Annotated in this window: 26 protein-coding genes; 17 read left to right on the top strand and 9 right to left on the bottom strand. The window is 66.2% G+C overall.

All coding sequences use genetic code 11. From position 1 onward, the window contains the following. The first annotated feature begins 37 nt into the window (after nucleotides 1-37). The 9 genes from AC3RCC_RS22200 (at nucleotide 38) to AC3RCC_RS22160 (ending at nucleotide 7,879) form a co-directional block, all read left to right on the top strand. A complete protein-coding gene (locus tag AC3RCC_RS22200) occupies nucleotides 38-457 on the top strand; it encodes a hypothetical protein (RefSeq protein ID WP_492256607.1) in 420 nt (139 codons plus the stop codon). After that, nucleotides 457-1,146, top strand: a complete 690-nt coding sequence (locus AC3RCC_RS22195) for a hypothetical protein (protein WP_492256606.1) — start codon at nucleotides 457-459, stop codon at nucleotides 1,144-1,146. Before AC3RCC_RS22200 ends, AC3RCC_RS22195 begins: the two co-directional genes overlap by 1 nt. A gap of 315 nt (nucleotides 1,147-1,461) precedes the next feature. Next, nucleotides 1,462-1,674: a ParB N-terminal domain-containing protein gene (locus AC3RCC_RS22190; RefSeq protein ID WP_492256605.1), complete on the top strand. Its 213-nt coding sequence runs from the start codon at nucleotides 1,462-1,464 to the stop codon at nucleotides 1,672-1,674. A gap of 114 nt (nucleotides 1,675-1,788) precedes the next feature. Then, nucleotides 1,789-2,007, top strand: coding sequence for a helix-turn-helix domain-containing protein (locus AC3RCC_RS22185; protein ID WP_492256604.1), 219 nt, complete (start codon nucleotides 1,789-1,791; stop codon nucleotides 2,005-2,007). Beyond that, complete coding sequence (locus AC3RCC_RS22180; protein WP_492256603.1) at nucleotides 2,000-3,910, top strand: prohead protease/major capsid protein fusion protein; 1,911 nt, start codon at nucleotides 2,000-2,002, stop codon at nucleotides 3,908-3,910. Before AC3RCC_RS22185 ends, AC3RCC_RS22180 begins: the two co-directional genes overlap by 8 nt. Before the next feature lie 9 nt (nucleotides 3,911-3,919). Next, nucleotides 3,920-4,168, top strand: coding sequence for a hypothetical protein (locus AC3RCC_RS22175; protein WP_492256602.1), 249 nt, complete (start codon nucleotides 3,920-3,922; stop codon nucleotides 4,166-4,168). A 62-nt stretch (nucleotides 4,169-4,230) separates the two neighbouring features. Further along, nucleotides 4,231-4,785, top strand: a complete 555-nt coding sequence (locus AC3RCC_RS22170; protein ID WP_492256601.1) for a hypothetical protein — start codon at nucleotides 4,231-4,233, stop codon at nucleotides 4,783-4,785. A 36-nt stretch (nucleotides 4,786-4,821) separates the two neighbouring features. Continuing rightward, nucleotides 4,822-7,452 carry a phage tail tape measure protein gene (locus AC3RCC_RS22165; RefSeq protein WP_492256600.1) on the top strand — a complete coding sequence of 877 codons (2,631 nt, stop codon included), beginning with the start codon at nucleotides 4,822-4,824 and terminating at the stop codon, nucleotides 7,450-7,452. A gap of 136 nt (nucleotides 7,453-7,588) precedes the next feature. Continuing rightward, entirely contained in the window at nucleotides 7,589-7,879 is a 291-nt protein-coding gene (locus AC3RCC_RS22160; protein ID WP_492256599.1) for a hypothetical protein, read from the top strand. A gap of 69 nt (nucleotides 7,880-7,948) precedes the next feature. On the opposite strand, the gene AC3RCC_RS22155 is transcribed toward AC3RCC_RS22160, so the two are convergent. Together AC3RCC_RS22155 and AC3RCC_RS22150 are read right to left on the bottom strand one after the other, a co-directional pair. Further along, a complete protein-coding gene (locus tag AC3RCC_RS22155; protein WP_492256598.1) occupies nucleotides 7,949-8,191 on the bottom strand; it encodes a hypothetical protein in 243 nt (80 codons plus the stop codon). 79 nt (nucleotides 8,192-8,270) lie between these two features. After that, nucleotides 8,271-8,834: a hypothetical protein gene (locus tag AC3RCC_RS22150; protein WP_492256597.1), complete on the bottom strand. Its 564-nt coding sequence runs from the start codon at nucleotides 8,832-8,834 to the stop codon at nucleotides 8,271-8,273. A gap of 261 nt (nucleotides 8,835-9,095) precedes the next feature. Here AC3RCC_RS22150 and AC3RCC_RS22145 point away from each other — a divergent pair, with 261 nt between their 5' ends. Beyond that, a complete protein-coding gene (locus AC3RCC_RS22145) occupies nucleotides 9,096-9,641 on the top strand; it encodes a hypothetical protein (RefSeq protein WP_492256596.1) in 546 nt (181 codons plus the stop codon). Between the two features lie 11 nt (nucleotides 9,642-9,652). Here AC3RCC_RS22145 and AC3RCC_RS22140 read toward each other — a convergent pair whose 3' ends face one another. Beyond that, a complete protein-coding gene (locus tag AC3RCC_RS22140; RefSeq protein WP_492256595.1) occupies nucleotides 9,653-10,582 on the bottom strand; it encodes a hypothetical protein in 930 nt (309 codons plus the stop codon). Between the two features lie 67 nt (nucleotides 10,583-10,649). Then, nucleotides 10,650-11,030 carry a hypothetical protein gene (locus AC3RCC_RS22135; protein WP_492256594.1) on the bottom strand — a complete coding sequence of 127 codons (381 nt, stop codon included), beginning with the start codon at nucleotides 11,028-11,030 and terminating at the stop codon, nucleotides 10,650-10,652. Nucleotides 11,031-11,165: 135 nt separating this feature from the next. Between AC3RCC_RS22135 and AC3RCC_RS22130 the strand changes: the two genes are divergently transcribed. The 3 genes from AC3RCC_RS22130 to AC3RCC_RS22120 are packed head-to-tail and all read left to right on the top strand — an operon-like array spanning nucleotide 11,166 to nucleotide 12,319. After that, the gene (locus AC3RCC_RS22130; protein ID WP_492256593.1) at nucleotides 11,166-11,567 is read left to right on the top strand and encodes a hypothetical protein; all 402 of its coding nucleotides are present in this window, start codon (nucleotides 11,166-11,168) and stop codon (nucleotides 11,565-11,567) included. 22 nt (nucleotides 11,568-11,589) lie between these two features. Then, entirely contained in the window at nucleotides 11,590-11,826 is a 237-nt protein-coding gene (locus AC3RCC_RS22125; protein ID WP_492256592.1) for a hypothetical protein, read from the top strand. Nucleotides 11,827-11,878: 52 nt separating this feature from the next. Next, nucleotides 11,879-12,319: a hypothetical protein gene (locus tag AC3RCC_RS22120; protein WP_492256591.1), complete on the top strand. Its 441-nt coding sequence runs from the start codon at nucleotides 11,879-11,881 to the stop codon at nucleotides 12,317-12,319. A 4-nt stretch (nucleotides 12,320-12,323) separates the two neighbouring features. Here the strand turns inward: AC3RCC_RS22120 and AC3RCC_RS22115 are convergent, their stop codons facing one another. Further along, complete coding sequence (locus tag AC3RCC_RS22115) at nucleotides 12,324-12,563, bottom strand: sunset domain-containing protein (protein ID WP_492258818.1); 240 nt, start codon at nucleotides 12,561-12,563, stop codon at nucleotides 12,324-12,326. Nucleotides 12,564-12,761: 198 nt separating this feature from the next. On the opposite strand from AC3RCC_RS22115, the gene AC3RCC_RS22110 reads away from it, so the two are divergent. The 4 genes from AC3RCC_RS22110 to AC3RCC_RS22095 all read left to right on the top strand — a co-directional run bounded on the left by AC3RCC_RS22110 (nucleotide 12,762) and on the right by AC3RCC_RS22095 (nucleotide 15,638). Then, a complete protein-coding gene (locus AC3RCC_RS22110) occupies nucleotides 12,762-13,091 on the top strand; it encodes a DUF3102 domain-containing protein (RefSeq protein ID WP_492258817.1) in 330 nt (109 codons plus the stop codon). Between the two features lie 66 nt (nucleotides 13,092-13,157). Further along, nucleotides 13,158-13,610, top strand: coding sequence for a hypothetical protein (locus AC3RCC_RS22105; RefSeq protein WP_492256590.1), 453 nt, complete (start codon nucleotides 13,158-13,160; stop codon nucleotides 13,608-13,610). Between the two features lie 109 nt (nucleotides 13,611-13,719). Beyond that, nucleotides 13,720-15,420 (top strand): recombinase family protein, encoded by a 1,701-nt coding sequence (locus AC3RCC_RS22100; RefSeq protein WP_492256589.1) that lies wholly within the window; start codon nucleotides 13,720-13,722, stop codon nucleotides 15,418-15,420. After that, nucleotides 15,417-15,638 carry a DUF2093 domain-containing protein gene (locus tag AC3RCC_RS22095; RefSeq protein ID WP_291641637.1) on the top strand — a complete coding sequence of 74 codons (222 nt, stop codon included), beginning with the start codon at nucleotides 15,417-15,419 and terminating at the stop codon, nucleotides 15,636-15,638. The genes AC3RCC_RS22100 and AC3RCC_RS22095 overlap by 4 nt, the downstream gene beginning before the upstream one ends. Here the strand turns inward: AC3RCC_RS22095 and lpxK are convergent. Genes lpxK through AC3RCC_RS22075 form a run of 4 tightly spaced genes read right to left on the bottom strand, consistent with a single transcriptional unit; the run spans nucleotide 15,591 to nucleotide 18,964 of the window. Continuing rightward, nucleotides 15,591-16,634 (bottom strand): tetraacyldisaccharide 4'-kinase, encoded by a 1,044-nt coding sequence (lpxK, locus tag AC3RCC_RS22090; protein ID WP_492258816.1) that lies wholly within the window; start codon nucleotides 16,632-16,634, stop codon nucleotides 15,591-15,593. The genes AC3RCC_RS22095 and lpxK overlap by 48 nt on opposite strands. Further along, on the bottom strand, nucleotides 16,634-17,935 hold the full coding sequence (locus AC3RCC_RS22085; protein ID WP_291641635.1) for a 3-deoxy-D-manno-octulosonic acid transferase: 1,302 nt from the start codon (nucleotides 17,933-17,935) through the stop codon (nucleotides 16,634-16,636). Before AC3RCC_RS22085 ends, lpxK begins: the two co-directional genes overlap by 1 nt. After that, nucleotides 17,932-18,693, bottom strand: a complete 762-nt coding sequence (locus AC3RCC_RS22080) for a lysophospholipid acyltransferase family protein (RefSeq protein WP_291641632.1) — start codon at nucleotides 18,691-18,693, stop codon at nucleotides 17,932-17,934. The genes AC3RCC_RS22085 and AC3RCC_RS22080 overlap by 4 nt, the downstream gene beginning before the upstream one ends. 25 nt (nucleotides 18,694-18,718) lie before the next feature. Next, nucleotides 18,719-18,964, bottom strand: a complete 246-nt coding sequence (locus AC3RCC_RS22075; protein WP_291644904.1) for a DUF4170 domain-containing protein — start codon at nucleotides 18,962-18,964, stop codon at nucleotides 18,719-18,721. Between the last annotated feature and the right edge of the window lie 188 nt (nucleotides 18,965-19,152).

The raw sequence follows: 19,152 nt of genomic DNA, 5'->3' as shown, positions 1-19,152 counted from the left end.
ACAAGTGATTTCGCCCTTATGGGATCGAGAAGAACCTATGCAGCAGCATACGCAGCGCATTTCGCGTAACGGCCGAGCCGCGGCCGTTATGATCGTCGGCGGCGAAGGCCGCACATCGATCAATCTCTCTCTCAATCTCGGCCGGTCGCGGCCTCTCGCGATCGGGCTGACCATCGCCCAGGCCGAAGGCATGGTCGACGCGCTGCGCGCCTCGTTGGGCGACCTGGCTCGAACACGCGAGGACGGCCGCTTCCCGCGCAGACATGCCGCCAATGGCCGCGCAAATGCGGCGGCGGATCGAGCCTACGGCGAAAGCCTTGTGGCGCTTGCGGTCGGGATCGGCGGCAACCGGTATCTCCGCTACAGCTTGACCACCCCCGAGGCAGAGGGCGCTGCTGATGCGCTCGCGATGGCGCTCGCCGATACCGAGGCGAACCAGACCGGGGAGGGCGCGTGATGGGCGCGAAGAGAGGTGGACTGACCTCGCAATTGCCCAAAGCGCTCTGGCGTCGAGCTGCCCTTTACGCGATGCGCGGAAAGGCGCGCCCGATTGCTCTCGTTGCTGTGCTGCCGGTGGCGTTGGACGAGGAACTCAAGACCCACGCCAGCAATGACTGGCTGATGGAAGAGACGGGGCTTGATCTGCGCAGCGTTCAATATGGCCTCGATGCCCTTAAGGAGGCGGGCTTGATCAAGGTCGAGGTGCGCGGGCCGAGGCGAACCATCGCGGCCGTCATCCCTCCCGAGTATGCAAACGAAAAGCATGCACAAATTGTGCATGATAGCAGCGCGGTCGAGGGTGAACAATTTGTGCATGCTACGCAGGCGCGGGAGCATGAACAATCCAAGCGAAAAGCGCGAACAAGTTATTCACCCATAGTAGGGAGAAGCCCCCCTACCCCCCCAAGCGCGCGGCTATCAGAATTCCAGCTCTCGAAGCAGATCGCCGATAGGGCGAAGGCTGAGCAATGGCAGCCAGGAACTCCACCGCAATGGATGGCGGATACTGACCCTCCTGGCAGCGAGGCGGCTGCGGGCGCCATAGGCGCCGCCGCGCCGTACGGCCTCAAGGCCGGTGTCGGCGGGATGGGCGCTGGAAATCCCGCCCGTTCCAACCGCCGGATGAGCAGGCGAGGGCCGTCATGAGGGCAGCCCTCATCGCCCAAGTTGAGCCCGATGGGCCAGGCGGCGGCGCGATGAGCGCCGTCCGCCGCCATGACGATCGGGACGGCCCCCCTCGGCCTCACGCGGCTGGCAGCCGCTCCCTGCGGCGGCCCAGCCCGCCCCCGATCCGCGGAAGCCCGCGACGGCCCGCCGCTGGCCCGCCAGCATGCCCCCCGGCCTTGGGGCCTTGCTGCCGATCCGATCACGGCGCGGGCCAAGCCCCCGGTTCTCGTGCATGTCCGGGTTTTTCGCATTCCGGTTTGACTTTACTTTTCGCAGAGCACGGCCACCCGCCCTATGACGAAGAAACAGCCGCTTTCCGTCGAGTTCTGGCAGCTCGACGATCTGGTTCCCAACCCGCGGAACGCGCGACTGCATAGCGCGGAGCAGATCGCGCAGATCAGGGCGAGCATCGAGGAGTTCGGGTTCACCAATCCGATCCTGCTCGGTGATGTCGACGGCGAGATCGTCGCCGGCCACGGCCGGCGGATCGCATTCGGAATGTATTGAGTTGGATATTTTCCAACTTGTATGCAGCAAAATTTCCAACTTTACTTAGATTTTGGACATAAATGCTTAATTGTGCTATCGATCGCATGAAGTTGCGCAAGTGCGAGAACTTTCATGGACCACGATCTTCTCTACGAAGCCGAGGCCGCAGAGCGGCTTAGAATTTCAATCGATACTTTGAGACGCATCCGGGCCAGCGGCCATGGCCCGGCCTGGGTCCGCATCGGTGGCCGGGCCAGATATCCACTGGCCGACCTGCTCGTCTGGCTCAGCGAGCAGAGTCGCGACCCGCTGCCCCGGCGCGTCCGGCGCGAGGTGCGCGCTCATGGCTGACGTGCAGCATACCGCTCCGAAACTGGCTCGGGCCGCCGAGGTCCGCGCGTCCTCTTTCGACGAGGCCGAGAACACGATCGAGCTGGTCTTTACGACCGGCGCGAAGGTCCGGCGCTACTCGTGGAGCGAGGGCGCCTATGACGAGGAACTCGTCGTCGATGGCGGATCGGTCCGCCTGGGCCGGCTCAACGCCGGCGCACCGTTCCTCAACACCCACGCCGATTATCGCCTTGAGCACGTCATCGGCTCCGTCGTCCCCGGCTCGGCTCGGATCGATGGCGGCAAGGGCTATGCCAAGGTCGTCCTCTCGAAGCGCGAGGAGGTCCGTGGCCTCGTGCAGGACATTCGGGACGGCGTGATCCGCAACGTCTCGGTCGGCTACCGCTACCACAAGGTCGAGAAGACGGACGGCCAGGACGGCGATCCCGCCCTGTGGCGCGTCGTCGATTGGGAGCCGCTCGAAATCAGCGCGGTCCCGATCCCCGCCGACCCCGGCGCGCAGATGCGAAGCGCCGAAACCGATGTCGGCGCTCCCAAGCACAGCTTCACCATGATCTCCGCCGAGCCGGACATCAGCGCCGATGCCGCTGCGATCCGCGATCTCGGACGCAAGGTCGACATGACCGACCTCGCGGATCGCTCGATCCGCGCTGGTCTCACCGTTCCCGAGTTCCGCGTCGAGCTGTTCCGCGCCATTCAAGAAAAGGAAGACGCCGTGCCCACCTTCAATGCTCTGTCTGTCGACGACCGGGTCCACATCACCGGCCCGAACGGCGGCGAGCGTCGCGCCGAAGCGATCGCCAATGCAATGTTGCACCGCGCCGATCCGGCGACCTTCGCGTTGACTGAGGCGGGTCAGGACTTCCGAGGCATGTCGCTCCTTGAAATCGCCCGCGACAGCCTTGAGGCCGCGGGGATTAGCACCCGCGGCATGTCCCGGATCGATATCGCCGATCGCGCCCTCGCGGGCGCGACGCGCTCCGGCGGGCTGCACTCGACATCCGATTTCCCGATCATTCTGTCGAACGTGGCGAACAAGACGCTGCGCGCCGGCTATGAGGCCGCTCCGCAGACCTTCCGCCCGCTCGTCCGCGAGGTTTCGGCTCCCGACTTCAAGCAGATCAGCCGCTTGCAGCTCGGCGAGGCTCCGCAGCTCGAAAAGGTCAACGAGCACGGCGAATTCAAGCGCGGTACGATCGCCGAGGGCAAGGAGAGCTACGGCATCCTGACCTACGGCAAAATCGTCGGCATCACCCGGCAGGGGATCATGAACGATGATCTCGGCGCCTTCACGCGCATCCCGCGCGCTTTCGGCGTCCAGGCCGCGAACCTTGAGAGCGACCTTGTTTGGGCGCAGATCATCGGCAACCCGGTGATGGGCGACGGAACCGCGCTGTTCCATGCCAACCACGGGAACCTCGGAACTGCCGCCGGCATCACCGCCGACAGCGTCGCGCTCGGCTTCGAGGCGATGCGCCTTCAGAAGGGTCTGGACGGCAAGACGCTTCTCAACCTGACGCCGGGCTACCTGATCACTTCGGTCGCCGCGGTCATGAAGGCCGAGCAGCTTCTCGGTTCGATCCGCCCGGTCGAGACCGGAAAGGTGGTCCCGAACTATCTGACCCGCCTGACCCCGATCAGCGAGCCCCGGCTCGATGGCGGGTTCACCAATCCGGCGACCGGCGCCGCCGTCGCCGGCAGCCGGTTCCACTGGTTCCTCGCTGCCGATCCGGGACAGATCGATACGGTCGAACTCGCCTATCTCGAAGGCAAGCGCGGCGTCTACACCGAGAGCCGGATGGGCTTCGACATCGACGGCGTCGAGATCAAGGTTCGTCTCGATGTCGGCGCCGGCACGATCGACTGGCGCGGCCTCTATAAAAACCCCGCCGCGGCTTTGTAGGACCGAGCCATGACTGTCACCCGTCCCGGTGCCGACGATCTGCCTCCGGTGACGATCGGCGTCGAGCCCATGCTGGCGCCGACCGGCGTTCCCATCGTCGCGATGCAGGTCGCGCGCGAGGGCGTTCAGACCGCGATCTCGATCCTCGATCCCGAGGCTGCCCGCACCCTGGCCGCCTCCCTGATCGATGCAGCGGACCGGGGCGAGCGTTTCGCCTTCGGTCAGTTCCCGGCAGCAGATGAGGGATGGCCTCAATGATTAGCGATATGATCCGCCGGCTCCGCGCGGGCGCTGAGACCTCCGCCGCGATCCGGGCCGCTTTGGCCGAGGTCGCGGCGGCGCAGCCGCACGCCCGCGACGTGCTCGCTACCGTGACCGCGTCGCGCAATAACCTCCTCCTGACCGGCTCCAATGAGGATATTTTGGCCGCCGAGGCTGCGATGACCGCGGCCCGCCTCGATCTCGATCGGCTTGGAGCGGCCGAGGTCGAACTGAAGCGCCGCGTTGCCGAGGCCGAGGCCGCCGAGCGCAACGCTGCTCTCGATGCCGAGCGCGTGCGTGTCGAGAGCGATGCCAAGAAGTTCGCCGCCCGGCTTCGCGCTGATTATGAGCGCCATAGCGTCGCGATCGTCGAACTTCTCGATCGGCTCCGCAGCCACGAGGCCGCCGTCGATGCCGTCAATGCGAAGCTTATCGAGGCTGGTCGGGCTGGCGATTGCGTCGATCGCGTCGAGACCCGCGCGATCCCAGGTTGCGACAACCTGCTCGATGACTTCGCCTCGATCGCGACGTTGACCTCGCTCCGGCCGATCGGGATGTCGGCCGGATGGGGCCAAGGCCGGCGCGTCGCGCGCGAATTCGGCTTGAAGCCGTAAAGCCGCCACCTCCGCAACCCCCCGATCGGACAAGCCATGGTGAAGATCGTCGAAGCAGCTGCCGTCATCTCGGCGCGCGCCGGCGACATGTCGGGGATCGACAAGCTCGCGGCTAAAATCGCGGCGGCGAGCAAGACCGGCGCGATGGTCAAGAACTCGCTCGGCGCGGCGAGCGCCGATCTCGCGAAGCAGGTCGAGGCGATCGGATCGCGCCTGGCCAAGATCGACAATTTCCGATCCGTCTCGCGCGGGCTCGACGACGCCAGCCTCGCGATGAGGCGGACGCAACAGGAGGCCGCTCGCCTCAAGCGGGAACTCGATGCGACGGCCACGCCGACCAAGGCGATGCTCGGCGAGTACAGCCGGGCCTCGCTGGCGGTCTCGCGCGCGACCGCGGCGTTCCGCGAGCAGGGCCTGGCGGTTCGCGAGGCGCGTGCCTCCCTCGTCGGCGCCGGCATCCCGATCAACACGATCGCGAAGCAGCAGGCCGAATTGACGCGGACGCTCAACGTGGCGACCGCGGCGATGCATCGGCAGGCCGCGGCAGGCAAGGCGCTCAACGCCCATCCGTGGGGCGTGCCGCCCGGCCAGCGGGCCTCGCGCTCCGGCGTCCCGCTGATCCAGCAGGTCCCGCATGGCGTGCCGACCATCCCCGCCGCCATGACCCCGCGCCCCGGCCTCGGCCTTGGGATCGGGGCCGGCGGCCTGACGACGATCGGTGTCATCATGGTCGGGAAATTGGCCTATGACCGCGCGATCGATTTCGAGCGCAGCGTCAACGCAGCGCAGGCCCGCGGCGAGCTTTCCAAGGAGGAGGCCGATGGGCTTCGCCGGAACGCTCGGAACCTCGGCGCGCGGGGCCTCGGCTTCAAAGCCAAGGACGTGATGGAATTGCAGCGCGCCTATGTGCAGGCCGGCTTTGAAAAGCAGGCCGGCGGGCTCGCGCTGCCGACGATGCAGTTCAGCCTTTTCGGCGAGGTCGATCCGTACAAGGCGGCCGACTACACCGTCTCGGCGCTCTCGGCCTACGGCATGCAGGCCGGCGACCCGCGGATCGTCGGCGCGGCGCAGCGGTATCAGGACATCGTCGCGAAGGGCGCGAATATCACCCGCCTCGGCGTCGACGATTTCGCCCAGGGCTTCAAATTCGCCGCGCCGCTCGCGGCGCGCCTCGGCGTCAGCCAGGAGCAGCTTGCCGCGATGATCGCGACGATGGGCCAGGCCGGCCTTCGCGGCGATGAGAGCGGCGTTGCGATCCGTTCCATGCTGGTCCGGGCGGTCAAGCCGACCGCCGATGCCCGGCAGCAGATGGCCGAAATGGGGATGCGCTGGGAGGACTACGCAACCGCGACGAAGCCGGTCAATTTCGACGACTACGCCTCGGGCCTCCGAAATCAGGGCTTCAACATCTCCGGCAAGCGCAAGGAGATCGAGGCCGCGGTCGCAGCGGCGACGGCGGATGGCGGCGATCCTGCTGTCGCCATCGCCGAGGCGGTCATCAAGGAGATGAACGTCACCGGCGTCAAGGATCGCGCCAAGATCGCCAAGATGACGGCGCGCTACGCGACCTCGCTCGGCGAGGGCCTCGATATCGACCGGCTCATCGCGGACCTGCTCAACAAGGGCGTGACGACCGGCCAGATCGCGCGCCTCTTCGACGTGAAGCAGGGCGCGCGCCTCGCGAACGTCCTCGGGCCGCAATATGAGAGCTTTCTCAAAATCCTGACCGAGCAGAGCACCGGCGCCTCGGCGCGCGGCGCGGAGGTCATGAACCAAGGCGCGGTCGGCGCGCATAACCGCCTGACCTCGTCGTGGGACAACATGATCCTCACGCTTGCCGAGAGCGGCGTCCTGGCCACCGTGGCGACCGGCCTCGATGCGGTCTCCTCCGGCCTTCGCTCATTGGCCGATACGTCCCCCCGCCTTATCGAGTGGGGGACTTACGGGGCAATGGCCGTTGCAACCATCACGGGCCTGTCCCTCGCTATTACCAAGATCGCCGCGGCCGGCGCTGTGCTCGGCCTCACCGGGGCCGCAGGCGCGGCTGGGGCGGCCGGGGCAGCGGGAGCGGCTGGGGCCGCTGGCGCGGCTGGCGGTACAGGCGGCGCCCTTGCCACGGCGGCCGCTGCCGCGACGCGTTTCGTCCCGCCCGCGATGCTCGCCTACGGCTATTACGATCTGCTTTCGCGCGGCTACGAGCCGGTCAAGGGCGATCGGGGTCAGGTCGCGCCGGGCGAGGCTCACAATTGGAGCCAGAAGCGCCGCCGCGCCTATCACGAGGCGCTGCGCGCCGAAACGCAGGCGGTCCGGGCCGGCCACGCCACGATCGAGGATGCCGGCATTATGCCGCTCGGCGCCGCGCCGACCGGCCGCGTCATGACGATGCCGGGGGCGCCAGTCGTCCAGGCAATCGGCGCGGCGGGAACGGGCACGGTCGAGGCCGTCGTCAAGCCGGATCAGATCACAGCGAACGCCGAGGTCGCGGTGCAGGGTGAGACCCGCGTCACCATCGACCTCTCTCCGACCGGCGCGCTCGCGCAGTTCATCCAGGCGGCGCAGGCCGTCGCGAATGCCCCGTTGTCCGGCAACGGCCCCGGCTCGACCGGGCGATCAATGCCAGAGGCCGCGCCGAATGTCGGTGCCGGCAACCCGATGGGGCCTCGATAGCTGCCGCGACGTAGTGTTGCAGATAATTTGCTTAGAAAGTTGCAAATAATCCAACTGTATAGTTGGATTATCTGCTTCTGGACTTTGATTTATTTTTACGCAAACTGATCTGGTCAATTCAATTGGAGATCATATCATGCGTGCGCAAATCTTCATTGCTTTCCAGAAAGCGAACGATGACGCCTTCCATGAGCTGGCAGGTCCGATCACTGACGAGCGAAACCGCTGCTGGTCGGCGATCTGCGACGCCGAGTACGAAGCGCTCGACATGATCTGCCGGACCGAAACATCGAGCCTCGCCGAGATCGCGGATCGAGCCGAAATCCTCGCCGTCTCGATGGAGGACGATCGCTTCGATTACGAGGTTTGGCGCGCGCTCGCGCGGCGGATCGCTGACGATCTGCGCGCCGGGCCGGCAGCGTCATAGCCGTCAACAATTTCCCTTCCGAATGCGCCCCGCCGGCTCTGCCGCGCGGGGCGCTTTTGTCGTTTCCTGTCAGTCCGTGCGCTTCGCCTCGCGCGTCCGGCGGATTGCTGCGGCGAGTTCCGGCAGCGCCTCGACGAATGGGCGGGCTTGCGCCATCTCCTCGGCAGTCCGGGGACGCTCAATATCCGGGTCGGGGCCGATCAGCTCGCCGGTCGCAGTTTCGACCCACCAGCTATCGGCGTCCTGATGTGCGACCCCGGAGGCGATGATGCCCTGCATCTCGCGGTTATAGTTCTCCCAACGGCGGTGCATTTCCGCGTCGTCCGCCTCGCTCGTTCCGAGGTCGATTGTCACGAATGCTGGCCACTTCCGCATCATCTGGATCGGAGACCTATCTGCGCGGGCGTTGCGACGGCACGACCTCGATCTCGCCCGCGAAGATCATGGTTCGAGATCGATATCCGTCGATTTTGTCATTCTCGGCTTTGAGCGGCACGAAGCGAAGCGTGCGTCTGCATTTCGGCGAAGTCACAGCCGTGTTGATCGATCCGCAGGTGTCTTCCAGCGTCGCCTGCTCGATATCAGGCTTGACCTTGATGGTGAGCAGCAACAGCGTTGCCTTCGGATGGATGCATCGGAATTCGTCCTTGTCCGCATGGAAGCACTGGAACCCTGCGACCTCGACGCCTCGGCCGATGAATTTGTTCGGCGTGATTTGGATATCAGCCGGATCAGTCCTCTTGAACTCTGCCGGCTTACTCGCGATCACCTCCTTCGTCGTCGCGCCTGTCTTCGCGTCGCTCGCTAGCAAAGCCTGCGCGTAGGCGTCGAAGCATTCCAGGCGCGCGCTGAATTCCCGGATGCCCGCACAGCGTCGGACTGTATCGATGTCGTTCGCGTAGGCCGACCCTCCGATCGCTGCCATTGCCGCAAATGTTGCAGCCCACACCTTCATGTCATCCCCCTTGTTTTGGTGAGATTGCAGTGAGCCCTAGCTGCACGCAATAGGCGAGGGGGGCGGCATCGGGGCCTTTCACGCTATAGAGCCGCAGTGCGGCGCCGAGCCCCGATCATCGCGAATATCAGGCGGATCGAAATTCGGATTTCCCTTCCGTTTGGCGGAGGCGCTCGGGGGGAGCGATCTCAGCGCCAGTTGCTCGACTTGTCGGGTCATGCAGTCGTGACCAGCGCATTCCGCGCCGGATCGGAGACCGCCATGCCGAGGAAGCCGCATCCCGCCGACGCCGCCGATCGCGCCGCTGTTGCAACCGCGACCAGCTTCAACGCACATCTGCGCCTCTCGCCGACCAAGAAGATCAACGAGCCGGCCGCGACCCTGATCGAGGCGGTCCGCAAGGCCGATGCGATCAAGGCAGCGCATCCCGGCCGCAACGTCCTGATCTATGCGATCACGCCGACCGGCGCCTCGGTTCCGGTCCCCTTCGCGATGCAGGACGAGGCCCGCCAGGAAGCCGATAGGCGGCCGTCAGCGGCCGCGCGGAAAGGTTGGGCGGGGAAGCCCCTTGGCAAGCGCGCCTCGGCCCTTGCCGCTGCGGAGCGCGGCGAGTTGCCGCCGGCGCCGGATTTCAGCGCCCCGACGCATGCGCGGTTTCGCAAGCGCCTTGCCGAGATCGTGGCACTGGCCGAGGCCGGCGACATCGCCGGGCTCCGCGCCGTCGCGATCAATCCTGTTTCGACCTCGCCGAAGGCGATGGCCCGCTATCGCGATCTGGTGGTCGTCGCGCTTGTGGCGCGCTCGTGAGATAGCAACGGTCACTCGGCGGGGTAGAGTCTTTGGAGTATCTCTCGGAATTCACGCTGATCCATTAGTTCGTACTGAATGTGAAACAGAGCATTCGACATGTTCGCTTGCTTAGGAGCACAAGGAAATTCCTCGCTTCTCCGCCGCGCATAATCAAAGAGCATCGATCCTCGTGCGTATATCTCAGCGGCGTCGATTAGATATTCTACGATCTGTACCCTTGGCACGAGAGCATCGCCTTGCTCAGGAGCCCTAATGTTGAGCGTGTCAGTCCTGCTCCGTGCGCTGTGAACCTGAATTTTATGTATGAGATCAGTTACGATTGCTGACTGGGCCGCGTCGGTACTGGCGATGAAGTCGCGGAGTTGCTCGATCGGCTGTTCAGGAACAGGCGGCGGATCGAAATGGATAGGCCGCAACACACGTCCATCTTCGCCCATCGCTTCAAGTACACCGTGGAATGCCAATGCCGACTTCTTGCCATAGTCGCATATTTCGGTGAGCGTAAGCTGTAAGACCGCTCTGGCCGCGGCATGCTGACGTTTGTAGCGCTCCTGCTCGTGCTTGTCCGCTTGAGCTGTTTGACGGTGTAGGAAGAAGACACTGACACCAGCCGCGATGAGAGCAAGGATGGCAGCAATGCCGGTCTGATATCGGTTGAGCCAAAACTCCAAGCAACCAAACACCGGCGTATTTGCTTGCTCGGCAGCTTTTGCGAGGAGGACATAGGAGCAGATGCGATCCTCAGGTGGGAGAATGATGCCGACAATCGTGGCGAGGGTGATCAGGCCGAAAAAGCAGGTCAGCGGCCAATTCCATGATTTCACTATCGTCTCCTTGGAGGGCCTCTGAATAGCAGGGGGCAGCGAAACTGGCGTCGCCGCAGTATTTTGCGCAGCGACCTCCTCGCTCCAAGGCAACCCTAGCTCTTCCGCTCGCATCCGAGTGGTCTCTCAGCAAGCGTGCTTTTATCGCGCGCCTTGGCTGCGGCGGAGCCGAGCCTTTCCGCTAAAGGCTCTCTTGCCGGCCGTAGACTGTCGGATTGTGCCGCCTGCGCTGGTTTTGAGAGTTAGCTTCGCCAATACCCTTCAACCGCGACGCGTCGGGCTCTGTGAGGCGAGAGGAGATATTGTACTTCGGATAGGTCCCCCGCAGGCCGAGCAAGACGGCGGCGACCTCAACGTCGGTCTGGGAGACATACCGGCCTCCCCAGCGCTCGATTAGATGCTTCATCGCGTAAGTGCGTCGCATCGTGCCCTTGGTTCGCTCTTGCGCGCTCAACCACTCGTGCGCAATGCGTATGCAGTCGTCGTGCTCGTGGTGAGCCCCCTCGGAGAGAGAGTAGGCGGTCCTGGACTTCGCGGCGGCGATCTGTTCGGCGGTAAGCATAGCGTTCTCCAGAGTTCAGCGCAGCCTGCCACAAGCCGAGCCGAATGGGAGTAGCCCATCTTTACGTGGCGCTGCGCCGTGGATGAGCAGATGGCACGGCGCTTGCGCCCTCTCACATCTGGCGGAAACCGCCAGATGACCCCGCGCCTCATCCAGCGCGGCGGCAAGGTCTACGAGCAGCAGGTCGCGCAGATGGATACTTCTCGGATCGGCGGCCGGTTCGCGGAGATTTCGGAGAACGTCGATCGCGGCCATCTCACGCCGGCGCGGCGCCGCGATCTGATCCGCCAGTACGTCAAGCTCCTTCGCGAGCACGATAAGCTGCTCAAGGTAATTTCGGCGCAGCCTGCGCCGAAATTAAAATCAGAACGGAACCCGAAGGGTGCTGGACGGAATAAAAGCGCCGTCTCCCATGCAGCGGAGAAGTTTGGCGTCGGCAAGTCAACGATCAAGCGCGCTCTTGCCGGAGAGCGCGAGCCGGCGTCCGCGCCGAAGCCGCCGGGGCTTGTACGACCGCCTCGCGCGCGAATACGCTGAATAGATAGGGGAGGGTGCGCCAATGGCTGGTAAGGGGGCAACAGGCTCCAGCGTGCCGCTGGTCCGCTTGCGCCGGGCCGACGATTTTGTTGGCCGGATCGAGGTGCTGACAGCCGATGCGCGGGCTCAGGGCTACGACAGCCTTGCCTATTTCCTCGAAATGGCGCTGACCGAGGCGCACATCCAGTTCGATCGCGAGGCCGGAGATCGGCGCAGGCGGAAGGCTGATCCGAAGGACCTCTGGCTGCCGGAGCGATAAGATTACGACTTCGCGCGCCTATACGACCAAGCAACTCGGCGACGCATGCGAGATGCTGGTCGCTGCGGAGCTGACGTTGGCCGGCATCCCTGCGCTCAAGGTGCCCGACAATTGGCCGGGATATGACGTAATCGCGCAGCCGAAGGATATGCCGCCGCAGCGCATTTCTGTGAAGGCGAGGACATTTCAGCGCCGGAGCGGCCATTTCATCGACTACTATGAGCGAGGCGATGATTTCGACTGGCTCGCTATCGTACTGCTTCCCAGCGCCGATCTCGATGAGCGCCGCATCTACCTTGTGCCGCGCGTCGAGTTCGATGCCGTCGCGAAAGGCTGGCTCGACAGCCGGATAGGCCGCGTCCAGCACTATATTCCTTTGGCGCGCGTCGATGCAGCCTTCGGCCGGTTCCGTGACAACTTCCAGCTACGGCTCGGCGCTGCCTTAAAGGATACGGGATGTGAGCAGGTGGCGACAGGCAGCGCGCTTCCGTAGCGCGCTAGACCCGCGACGGGCGCCAGCCGGCTCGCTCTGCATCGATCGTGCTGCAAAACCAGCGCTCGCCTCGCCAGGGTGAAATGCGCGTCGCCGCGTAGTATCGCTGCCCCGGCAGGTGATAGATGCGCTCCCCGGTTCGCTTGTCGATGTTCGCTCGGATGGTGCATGCCGGCGATAGCGCGGCATGAAGCGGCTCCCGCCAGACCCACAGCGCAACTGTCAAAATAATCGCGAGCCCCATTACGCGGGCAACGCTGCCGATCCGCCGCCAGTCCACGCTTCGTTTATGCCGGGGGAGTTCGTACTTGGGGCGCTCGTGCTGGGGGCGCTTGCGAGGCGGAAACGGAACCACTGCCATGGCTGGACTATGCCGCAATGGCCGTGATGGTAGTCTTGCCCAAATCCATCTGATTTTAATCTTGTCCGGACCGCCGAGGACATCATCGAGATCGGCCGCGACCTGCTCGCGGTCAAAGCCTCGCTTCCGCACGGCTCCTTCCTGCCATGGATCGAGGCCGAGTTCGGGATGAGCGAGCGGACAGCCCAGAACTTCATGAAGGTTGCGGAGCAGTTCGGAGCCAAACTTGCATCGATTGCAAGTCTGCCTCCAACCGCGCTCTACGCGCTCGCATCTGCTGAGCCTGACGTTCAGAGCAGGATCGAGGAGATGCTCGCGGCGGGCGAGGTCGTGACCAAGGCGACGGTCGATGCGCTCAGAGCATCGGGAACGCGATCCCGAAGCCGATCAATAGGACGATGCCGGCTCTGATCCAGACCGCCGAGGCGTCGCCCGAGGCCATCCTTACCCACATGATCGCGCCTCCCCATATTTTTTATGGGACTAGCCTATCGCGCGGATCAGATCGCGCCATCGGAACGCTCGGTCTTTCCACAGCCCGCTCAAGCCGACGCGCTTGAGATCGAGGCGGCGGCCAAGCGCCGCCTCGCCGACGAATACGACGCCGCGCAGCAGCGCGGCGAGGTTGCGGGGCACGGCGGCGGCCGCAACTTCAAGGTTCCGACCGAGAACGTTGAAGCAACCGCCGCCGACATTGGCCTGACGCGGAAGGACATCCACGAGGCGCGGATCGCGCGGGACGCGGAGATCAACGATCCGGGCATCACCAAGCGGACCGTGACCGAGTTGCTCGATGCCGGGCACGAGCCGACCAAGGCTGCGCTCCGGCAAGCGCTGCCAGATCGCGATAGAGCGGCCCACGGCGGCCGATCATTGTCGGCCGGCCAGGTCAGTGGCTCCGAGCGAATTGGCCGCCCTGTGCCCGCGTAATCGGCTTCCACGCCGCGCGCGAATAGTTGGAAAATCTGCAACCGTTGAAGCTGGCTCTGTCCGCGCTACATGATCTAACCTCGAAGCGCGAAGATTGGAGACCATTTCGATGGCAATGGCGATGCGTCGCGCGGCGATCTATGCCCGATATTCGACTGACCATCAGAACGACCGCAGCATCGAGGACCAATTCGCGCTTTGCGAGGATTACGCGCGCCGGAACGGCTTCGCGATCGTCGCAAGGCATAGCGATGCCGCCCGATCCGGTGGCGCCGTTGCGGGCCGCCCCGGCCTCGCCGATCTCATCGCCGCGGCGCAGCGCGGCGAGTTCGGTGCTGTCATCGTCGAGGCGCTGGATCGCATCTCGCGTGACATGGAGGACCTCGCCGGCATCCATAAGCGGTTCCGCTTCGCCGGCATCGATCTCATCGCGGTCCATGAGGGCGTCGCATCGACCATTCTGGTCGGGTTGCGCGGGCTCATCGGCCAGCTTTACCGCGAGGACGGGGCGCAGAAGATCAGGCGCGGCCTATCCGGCGTGATCCGCGCCGGCCGCAATCCCGGCGGCGCGCATTACGGGTATCGCCACGTTCCGGGCTCGCCCGGCCTTCTCGTGATCGAGGAGGGCGAGGCGGCCATCATTCGCCGCATCTATGCGGAATACGCCTCTGGGCATTCCGCCCGGCGGATCGCTTCCGTCCTGAACCGCGACGGGATCGCCTCGGCTCGGGGCGGGACGTGGAACGCGACGACGCTGAACGGCGACCGGGATCGCGAAACAGGCATCCTGCTCAATCCGATCTATCGCGGCGAAATGGTCTGGAACCGGACCACGATGATCCGCGACCCAGATACTGGCCGGCGCGTCCATCGCGACAATCCGAAAGCGGATTGGATCAGGGTTCCGGCGCCGGAGCTTGCCATCGTCGATCCGGATACCGCATCAGCGGTCATCGCCCGCCGCGCCGCGGCGGCGAGTGATACGCCGCCCCCTCGGACCCGCAACACGAGGCTCCTCTCTGGATTGCTCCGCTGCGGCCATTGCGGCCGCGCGATGTCGATGGCCGGCACGGTTCGGCGCCGGCCGATGATCAGTTGCAACGCCGGGAAATTCTCCGGGACCTGCCCGGCCGGATCGCGCCGGGTCTTCCTCGATCCGATCGAGGATGCGGTCGTTTCTGGCCTGCGCGAGCAGATCAGCAATCCGGCCGCGATGGCGCGGTACGTCGAGGCCTTCAACGCGAAGCGCAACGCCGAGGCCGCATCGGCGGCGCGGATCGAGGAGCAGGCAAAGCGGCGCCTCGCCGAGATCGGCCGCGACATCGATCGGGTCGTCGATGCCATCGCGACCGGCGTCCTATCCTCCGATGAGGCAAGGTCGCGAATGGAGCGGCTCCGCGCCGACAAGGCGGATCAGGCCAATCGCCTCGCGGCGGCGCAAGCGGATCGCAACGTGGTCGCGCTTCACCCGGCAGCGATCGACGCGTACCAGCGCGACCTCGCATCGCTCGCGCTTCGGCTCGACAAGGCCGTGGCGACCGATGCCAAGGCGCGCGCGGCGTTTCGCGCCCTCGTCGCGTCCGTCGTTGTTACGGTCGGGCCGGCCTATCGGCCCTCGCTCGTCGAGGTCCGGGGACGGCTCGGCGCGATCCTCGGCACCGAGCTGCCGCCCGATCGTGTTGCTTCAGTTGCCGGAATTGCCGTATCACAAGAGCGCCATGATCAGGCAATTTATTCATACACTTGTCTCAGCACGCCGCCGCGATGCCCGCGGTGCGGAAGGCTGCTTCACAACCCGGGTCCGTCATGAACATCAATGAGCGCCTGCCGACCGGCGGCTCCGAGGCATTGCTCGATTACGGCCATGGCGAGTTTCGGGTCGTTCGCCCCGGCGCCTTCGTGCGCTGCGCCGTCACCGGCGCGCCGATCCGGCTCGAGGATCTGCGTTACTGGTCGGTCGACTGGCAGGAAGCCTATGTCTCACCCGAGGCGGTGCAATTGCGGGTCCGCCGCGGCGGCCGTCCCTGAACCCGTCAGGGCCTGTTCCAGAAGCGCGCCGATCGCCGCCTCGTCGTCGAAGCGCAACTGCACCGGCACGGCGAGCAGGCGCTCGCGCTCGTCCGCCGGCCAGAGCGGCGCCAGCTTGACCATGTCCTTCTCGGTCACGGCGATGGTGGAGCCGGTCGCCTTGGACTCCGCGAGCAACGTCGCGACATCGCCCGCCGTATAGGGATGGTGGTCGCCATAGCGGCGCTCGCCGGCGAGCCGGGCGCCGGACTGGCGCAGGGTCGTCGCGAATTTTTCCGGCCGTCCGATCCCCGATGCGGCGATCACCGCGAGCCCGTCGAGACGGGCGAGGGCTTCCGGCAGGACGTCGAGCCCGACGCGCAGCACGGGCCGACCGGCGGCTTGCGCCAGCGCCGCGACCGCGTCGCCGGCGGCGCCCGGGCCATTGACCACCACCGCATCGGTCTCTCCGAGCTGCCCTTCCATCGGCGCACGCAGCGGCCCTGCCGGAAAGCAGTAGCCATTGCCGATCCCGGCGGCGCCCTCGACCACGGCGAGCCGCAGATCCTTGCGCAGGGAGGGGTTCTGCAGGCCGTCATCCATCAGCACCACGCTGGCACCGCGCGCGGCGGCGAGCGCCGCGCCGGCGGGCCGGTCGCGGGCGACCACCACCGGCAGATGATGGGCCATCAGCAGGGGCTCGTCGCCGATCTCGGCAGCGCCATGACGGGCAGGGTCGGCCAGCACGGGCCCGGCCTCGCGCCCGCCATAGCCGCGCGACAGCACGAAGGGCGTTTCGCCGCGGGCGGCGAGCAAAGCTGCCAAAGCGAGGACGGTGGGTGTCTTGCCAGCACCGCCGACGATGAAATTGCCGACGCAGATCACCGGGACGCCGGCCCGGATGCCGGGGCGGCGCATGCGCGCCAGCGTCGCGGCGCCATAGATCGCGCCGAGTGGGTAGGTGAGCCGGGCCAGGGCTGAAGGTGGCGTTCGCCACCAGAAGCCCGGCGCGCGCATCATGGCGCCGTCTCGCGCTGGCCGAGCGCGACGCGCATCAGCAGGGGCTCGAGAGCCTGCACGGTTCGTTCCAGCGCCCCGCCGAGCTGGGCACTGGTCTGCGCGGCGGCGCGCGCCGCTTGCCTCGCCGCTGCGGGGTCGCTCAGCCAGCGATGCACGGCGCCGGCCAGTTCCTGCCGGTCGGCGACCTGGCGGGCGCCGCCGCCGGCGTCGAAGGCGGCGAAGAGATCGGCGGATTTGTGGACCAGCGGCCCGTGCAGCAGGGCGCAGCCGAGCTTGGCGGGCTCGATCGGGTTGTGACCGCCGATCGGGGCGAGCGAGCCGCCGATGAAGGCGACCGGGGCCAGCCGGTAGAACAGGCCGAGATCGCCGAGCGTGTCGGCGACATAGAACTCGACCTCGCGCTCCGGCAACTGGCCGAGCGAGCGGCGTGCGCTGACGGCGCCATTCGCCTGGGCGAGCGCCGCGACCTCGTCGCCGCGATCGGGATGGCGTGGTGCGACGATGGTCAAGAGCTTCGGCAGATGCGCCTTGACGCCGAGATGGGCAGCGAGCACGTCCTCTTCCTCGCCCGGATGGGTCGAGGCGGCGACCCAGACCGGGCGCCCCGCCATCAGGCCATCAAGCAAAGCAAGAGTGTTGGGGTCGGCCGGTGGCGCCGGCACGTCGAATTTCAGATTGCCGGCGATGCTGACGCGCGGCGCGCCGAGCTGGGCGAGGCGCTGTCCGTCCTCCTGCGACTGGGCGAGGCAGCGCTCGAAGCCCGAGAGCAGATAGCGCGAGGTCTTGGGGAATCTGTACCAGCGCTGGAAGGAGCGTTCGGACATGCGGGCATTGACCTGGACCAGCGGGATGCCGCGCTTGCCGGCCTCGATCATCAGGTTCGGCCAGATCTCGGATTCGCAGAGCAGACCGAGATCGGGACGCCAATAGTCGAGGAAGCGGCGCATATAGCGCGGCACGTCGAGCGGCAGGTACTGGTGGATCGCTCCGGCCGGCAGGCGCTGCTCGAGCAGCCGCGCCGATGTCACCGTGCCGGAGGTGACGAGCACGGCGAGGCCGCGGCGCTGCAGGCGCTCGACCAGCGGCAGCAGAGTCACCGTCTCGCCGACGCTGGCGCCGTGCAGCCAGACCAGGGTCTTTTCGGGGCGGTCGACACCGGGATAGCCGCGACGCTCGGCGATCCGCGCCGGATCCTCCTTGCCGCGCCGCTGGCGCCAGAGCAGGAGCCCGGCCGCAGCCGGCTCGAGCAGGGCGGTCAGGGTGCGATAGATGCTGATGATCAGGCTGCGGCCGATCATGGTCTTGCCGCCTTCGCTGCAGCCGTCGCGGCGTCCCTGGCGGCTGCGGCCTCGCGCAGGCCGGCGCCGGGATCGCGTGCCCCGATCAGCGCATAGGCCCGCTCATGCGCGGCATCGAGCCCGGCCTGCACGGCGAGCCTTGCCGCCTCGCAGGTCGCCTCGTCGGCGTCGCGCGCCACGCTCACCGCCTCGCCGACGACGATGGCGCCGCGGCCGAAGGGCAGCCCGATCGACGCGCGGTCCCAGCTGTTGAAATCGATCCGCCGGCTGGTGACCACGGCGATCGGATGGATCGGCCGGCCCGAGGCACGCGCCAGCGCGACGATGCCGGCGCCGCAGACCCGGGCGCGCTTGGGGATGTCGGCGGTCAGCACCATCGTCTCGCCGGCCGCGAGCCGGCGCATCATGGCGAGGAAGGCCGGTGCGCCGCCCTTTTCGCGGACCTTCTTGCCCATGGCGCCGGAGCCGCGGATCGCACCGATGCCGAGTTCGCGCAGCGCCACCGCATTGAAGCCGCCATCGCCATGGCGCGACACCAGTGAACAGGCCGGCATCCAGTCCGGCCGCGCGAACGGGATCATGATGTGCTGGCCGTGCCACATCGCGATGATCAGCGGCAGTTCCGGGCGGACGCGCTCATAGATGTCCGCGGGCTCGGTGACGAAACGGTTCGTCCGGCGCACCAGGCGCAGATACCAGGCCAGGCTGCGCCCGAGCGCCTCCTGTGCAAATCGCGTCTTGAGCAGCGAGAAACCCATCGAATATGCGCGAAACCGCCTCTGTTCAGCCTTGCGGCGCCGTCGACGGGTCGAGCAGCCGGTGCAGATGCACGACGAAATAGCGGGTCTGCGCCTGGTCGACCGTGGCCTGGGCCTTGGCCTTCCAGGCCGCATGCGCGGCAGCGTAATTCGGGTACACGCCGACGATGTCGAGCTTGGAGAGGTCTTTGAACTCGACGCCGTCGAGCGCGCTCAGTTCGCCGCCGATCACCAGATGCAGCAACTGCTTGTTTTCCCGGCTCGCGCTCATCGACTCCTCCGTTTCCGGCTGGCGGGCTCCCCAGCGAGAGAAAGCTGAAGGCGGGGCCCGAAACCGCTCCGGGCGACCTCGCGCCATCAGCGGCCGCGCGTTCAGTTACGCCATTCGCGCGCCGCGCGCGAGCGCCGATTTCGGGCATTTTCCGTTGTAATGACGCGCCAATGGTCGCATTGCGCCGC

The organism is Allobosea sp. GW823-FHT01F03, from assembly GCF_058798075.1.
The sequence above is the reverse complement of the archived record's forward strand: the minus strand, read 5'-3'. Positions and strand labels throughout refer to the sequence as shown.

Bases quoted from the DNA above. Each gene is read 5' to 3' on its own strand.
- AC3RCC_RS22140 (WP_492256595.1), bottom strand. From the start codon at position 10,582: ATGCGAGCGGAAGAGCTAGGGTTGCCTTGGAGCGAGGAGGTCGCTGCG.
- AC3RCC_RS22080 (WP_291641632.1), bottom strand. From the start codon at position 18,693: ATGGGTTTCTCGCTGCTCAAGACGCGATTTGCACAGGAGGCGCTCGGG.
- AC3RCC_RS22105 (WP_492256590.1), top strand. From the start codon at position 13,158: ATGGGACTAGCCTATCGCGCGGATCAGATCGCGCCATCGGAACGCTCG.
- AC3RCC_RS22120 (WP_492256591.1), top strand. From the start codon at position 11,879: ATGCTGGTCGCTGCGGAGCTGACGTTGGCCGGCATCCCTGCGCTCAAG.
- AC3RCC_RS22115 (WP_492258818.1), bottom strand. From the start codon at position 12,563: ATGGGGCTCGCGATTATTTTGACAGTTGCGCTGTGGGTCTGGCGGGAG.
- AC3RCC_RS22150 (WP_492256597.1), bottom strand. From the start codon at position 8,834: ATGAAGGTGTGGGCTGCAACATTTGCGGCAATGGCAGCGATCGGAGGG.
- AC3RCC_RS22095 (WP_291641637.1), top strand. From the start codon at position 15,417: ATGAACATCAATGAGCGCCTGCCGACCGGCGGCTCCGAGGCATTGCTC.
- AC3RCC_RS22160 (WP_492256599.1), top strand. From the start codon at position 7,589: ATGCGTGCGCAAATCTTCATTGCTTTCCAGAAAGCGAACGATGACGCC.
- AC3RCC_RS22185 (WP_492256604.1), top strand. From the start codon at position 1,789: ATGGACCACGATCTTCTCTACGAAGCCGAGGCCGCAGAGCGGCTTAGA.
- AC3RCC_RS22100 (WP_492256589.1), top strand. From the start codon at position 13,720: ATGGCAATGGCGATGCGTCGCGCGGCGATCTATGCCCGATATTCGACT.
- AC3RCC_RS22130 (WP_492256593.1), top strand. From the start codon at position 11,166: ATGACCCCGCGCCTCATCCAGCGCGGCGGCAAGGTCTACGAGCAGCAG.
- AC3RCC_RS22125 (WP_492256592.1), top strand. From the start codon at position 11,590: ATGGCTGGTAAGGGGGCAACAGGCTCCAGCGTGCCGCTGGTCCGCTTG.
- AC3RCC_RS22135 (WP_492256594.1), bottom strand. From the start codon at position 11,030: ATGCTTACCGCCGAACAGATCGCCGCCGCGAAGTCCAGGACCGCCTAC.
- AC3RCC_RS22085 (WP_291641635.1), bottom strand. From the start codon at position 17,935: ATGATCGGCCGCAGCCTGATCATCAGCATCTATCGCACCCTGACCGCC.
- AC3RCC_RS22190 (WP_492256605.1), top strand. From the start codon at position 1,462: ATGACGAAGAAACAGCCGCTTTCCGTCGAGTTCTGGCAGCTCGACGAT.
- AC3RCC_RS22175 (WP_492256602.1), top strand. From the start codon at position 3,920: ATGACTGTCACCCGTCCCGGTGCCGACGATCTGCCTCCGGTGACGATC.
- AC3RCC_RS22200 (WP_492256607.1), top strand. From the start codon at position 38: ATGCAGCAGCATACGCAGCGCATTTCGCGTAACGGCCGAGCCGCGGCC.
- lpxK (WP_492258816.1), bottom strand. From the start codon at position 16,634: ATGCGCGCGCCGGGCTTCTGGTGGCGAACGCCACCTTCAGCCCTGGCC.
- AC3RCC_RS22075 (WP_291644904.1), bottom strand. From the start codon at position 18,964: ATGAGCGCGAGCCGGGAAAACAAGCAGTTGCTGCATCTGGTGATCGGC.
- AC3RCC_RS22145 (WP_492256596.1), top strand. From the start codon at position 9,096: ATGCCGAGGAAGCCGCATCCCGCCGACGCCGCCGATCGCGCCGCTGTT.
- AC3RCC_RS22155 (WP_492256598.1), bottom strand. From the start codon at position 8,191: ATGCACCGCCGTTGGGAGAACTATAACCGCGAGATGCAGGGCATCATC.
- AC3RCC_RS22195 (WP_492256606.1), top strand. From the start codon at position 457: ATGGGCGCGAAGAGAGGTGGACTGACCTCGCAATTGCCCAAAGCGCTC.
- AC3RCC_RS22180 (WP_492256603.1), top strand. From the start codon at position 2,000: ATGGCTGACGTGCAGCATACCGCTCCGAAACTGGCTCGGGCCGCCGAG.
- AC3RCC_RS22165 (WP_492256600.1), top strand. From the start codon at position 4,822: ATGGTGAAGATCGTCGAAGCAGCTGCCGTCATCTCGGCGCGCGCCGGC.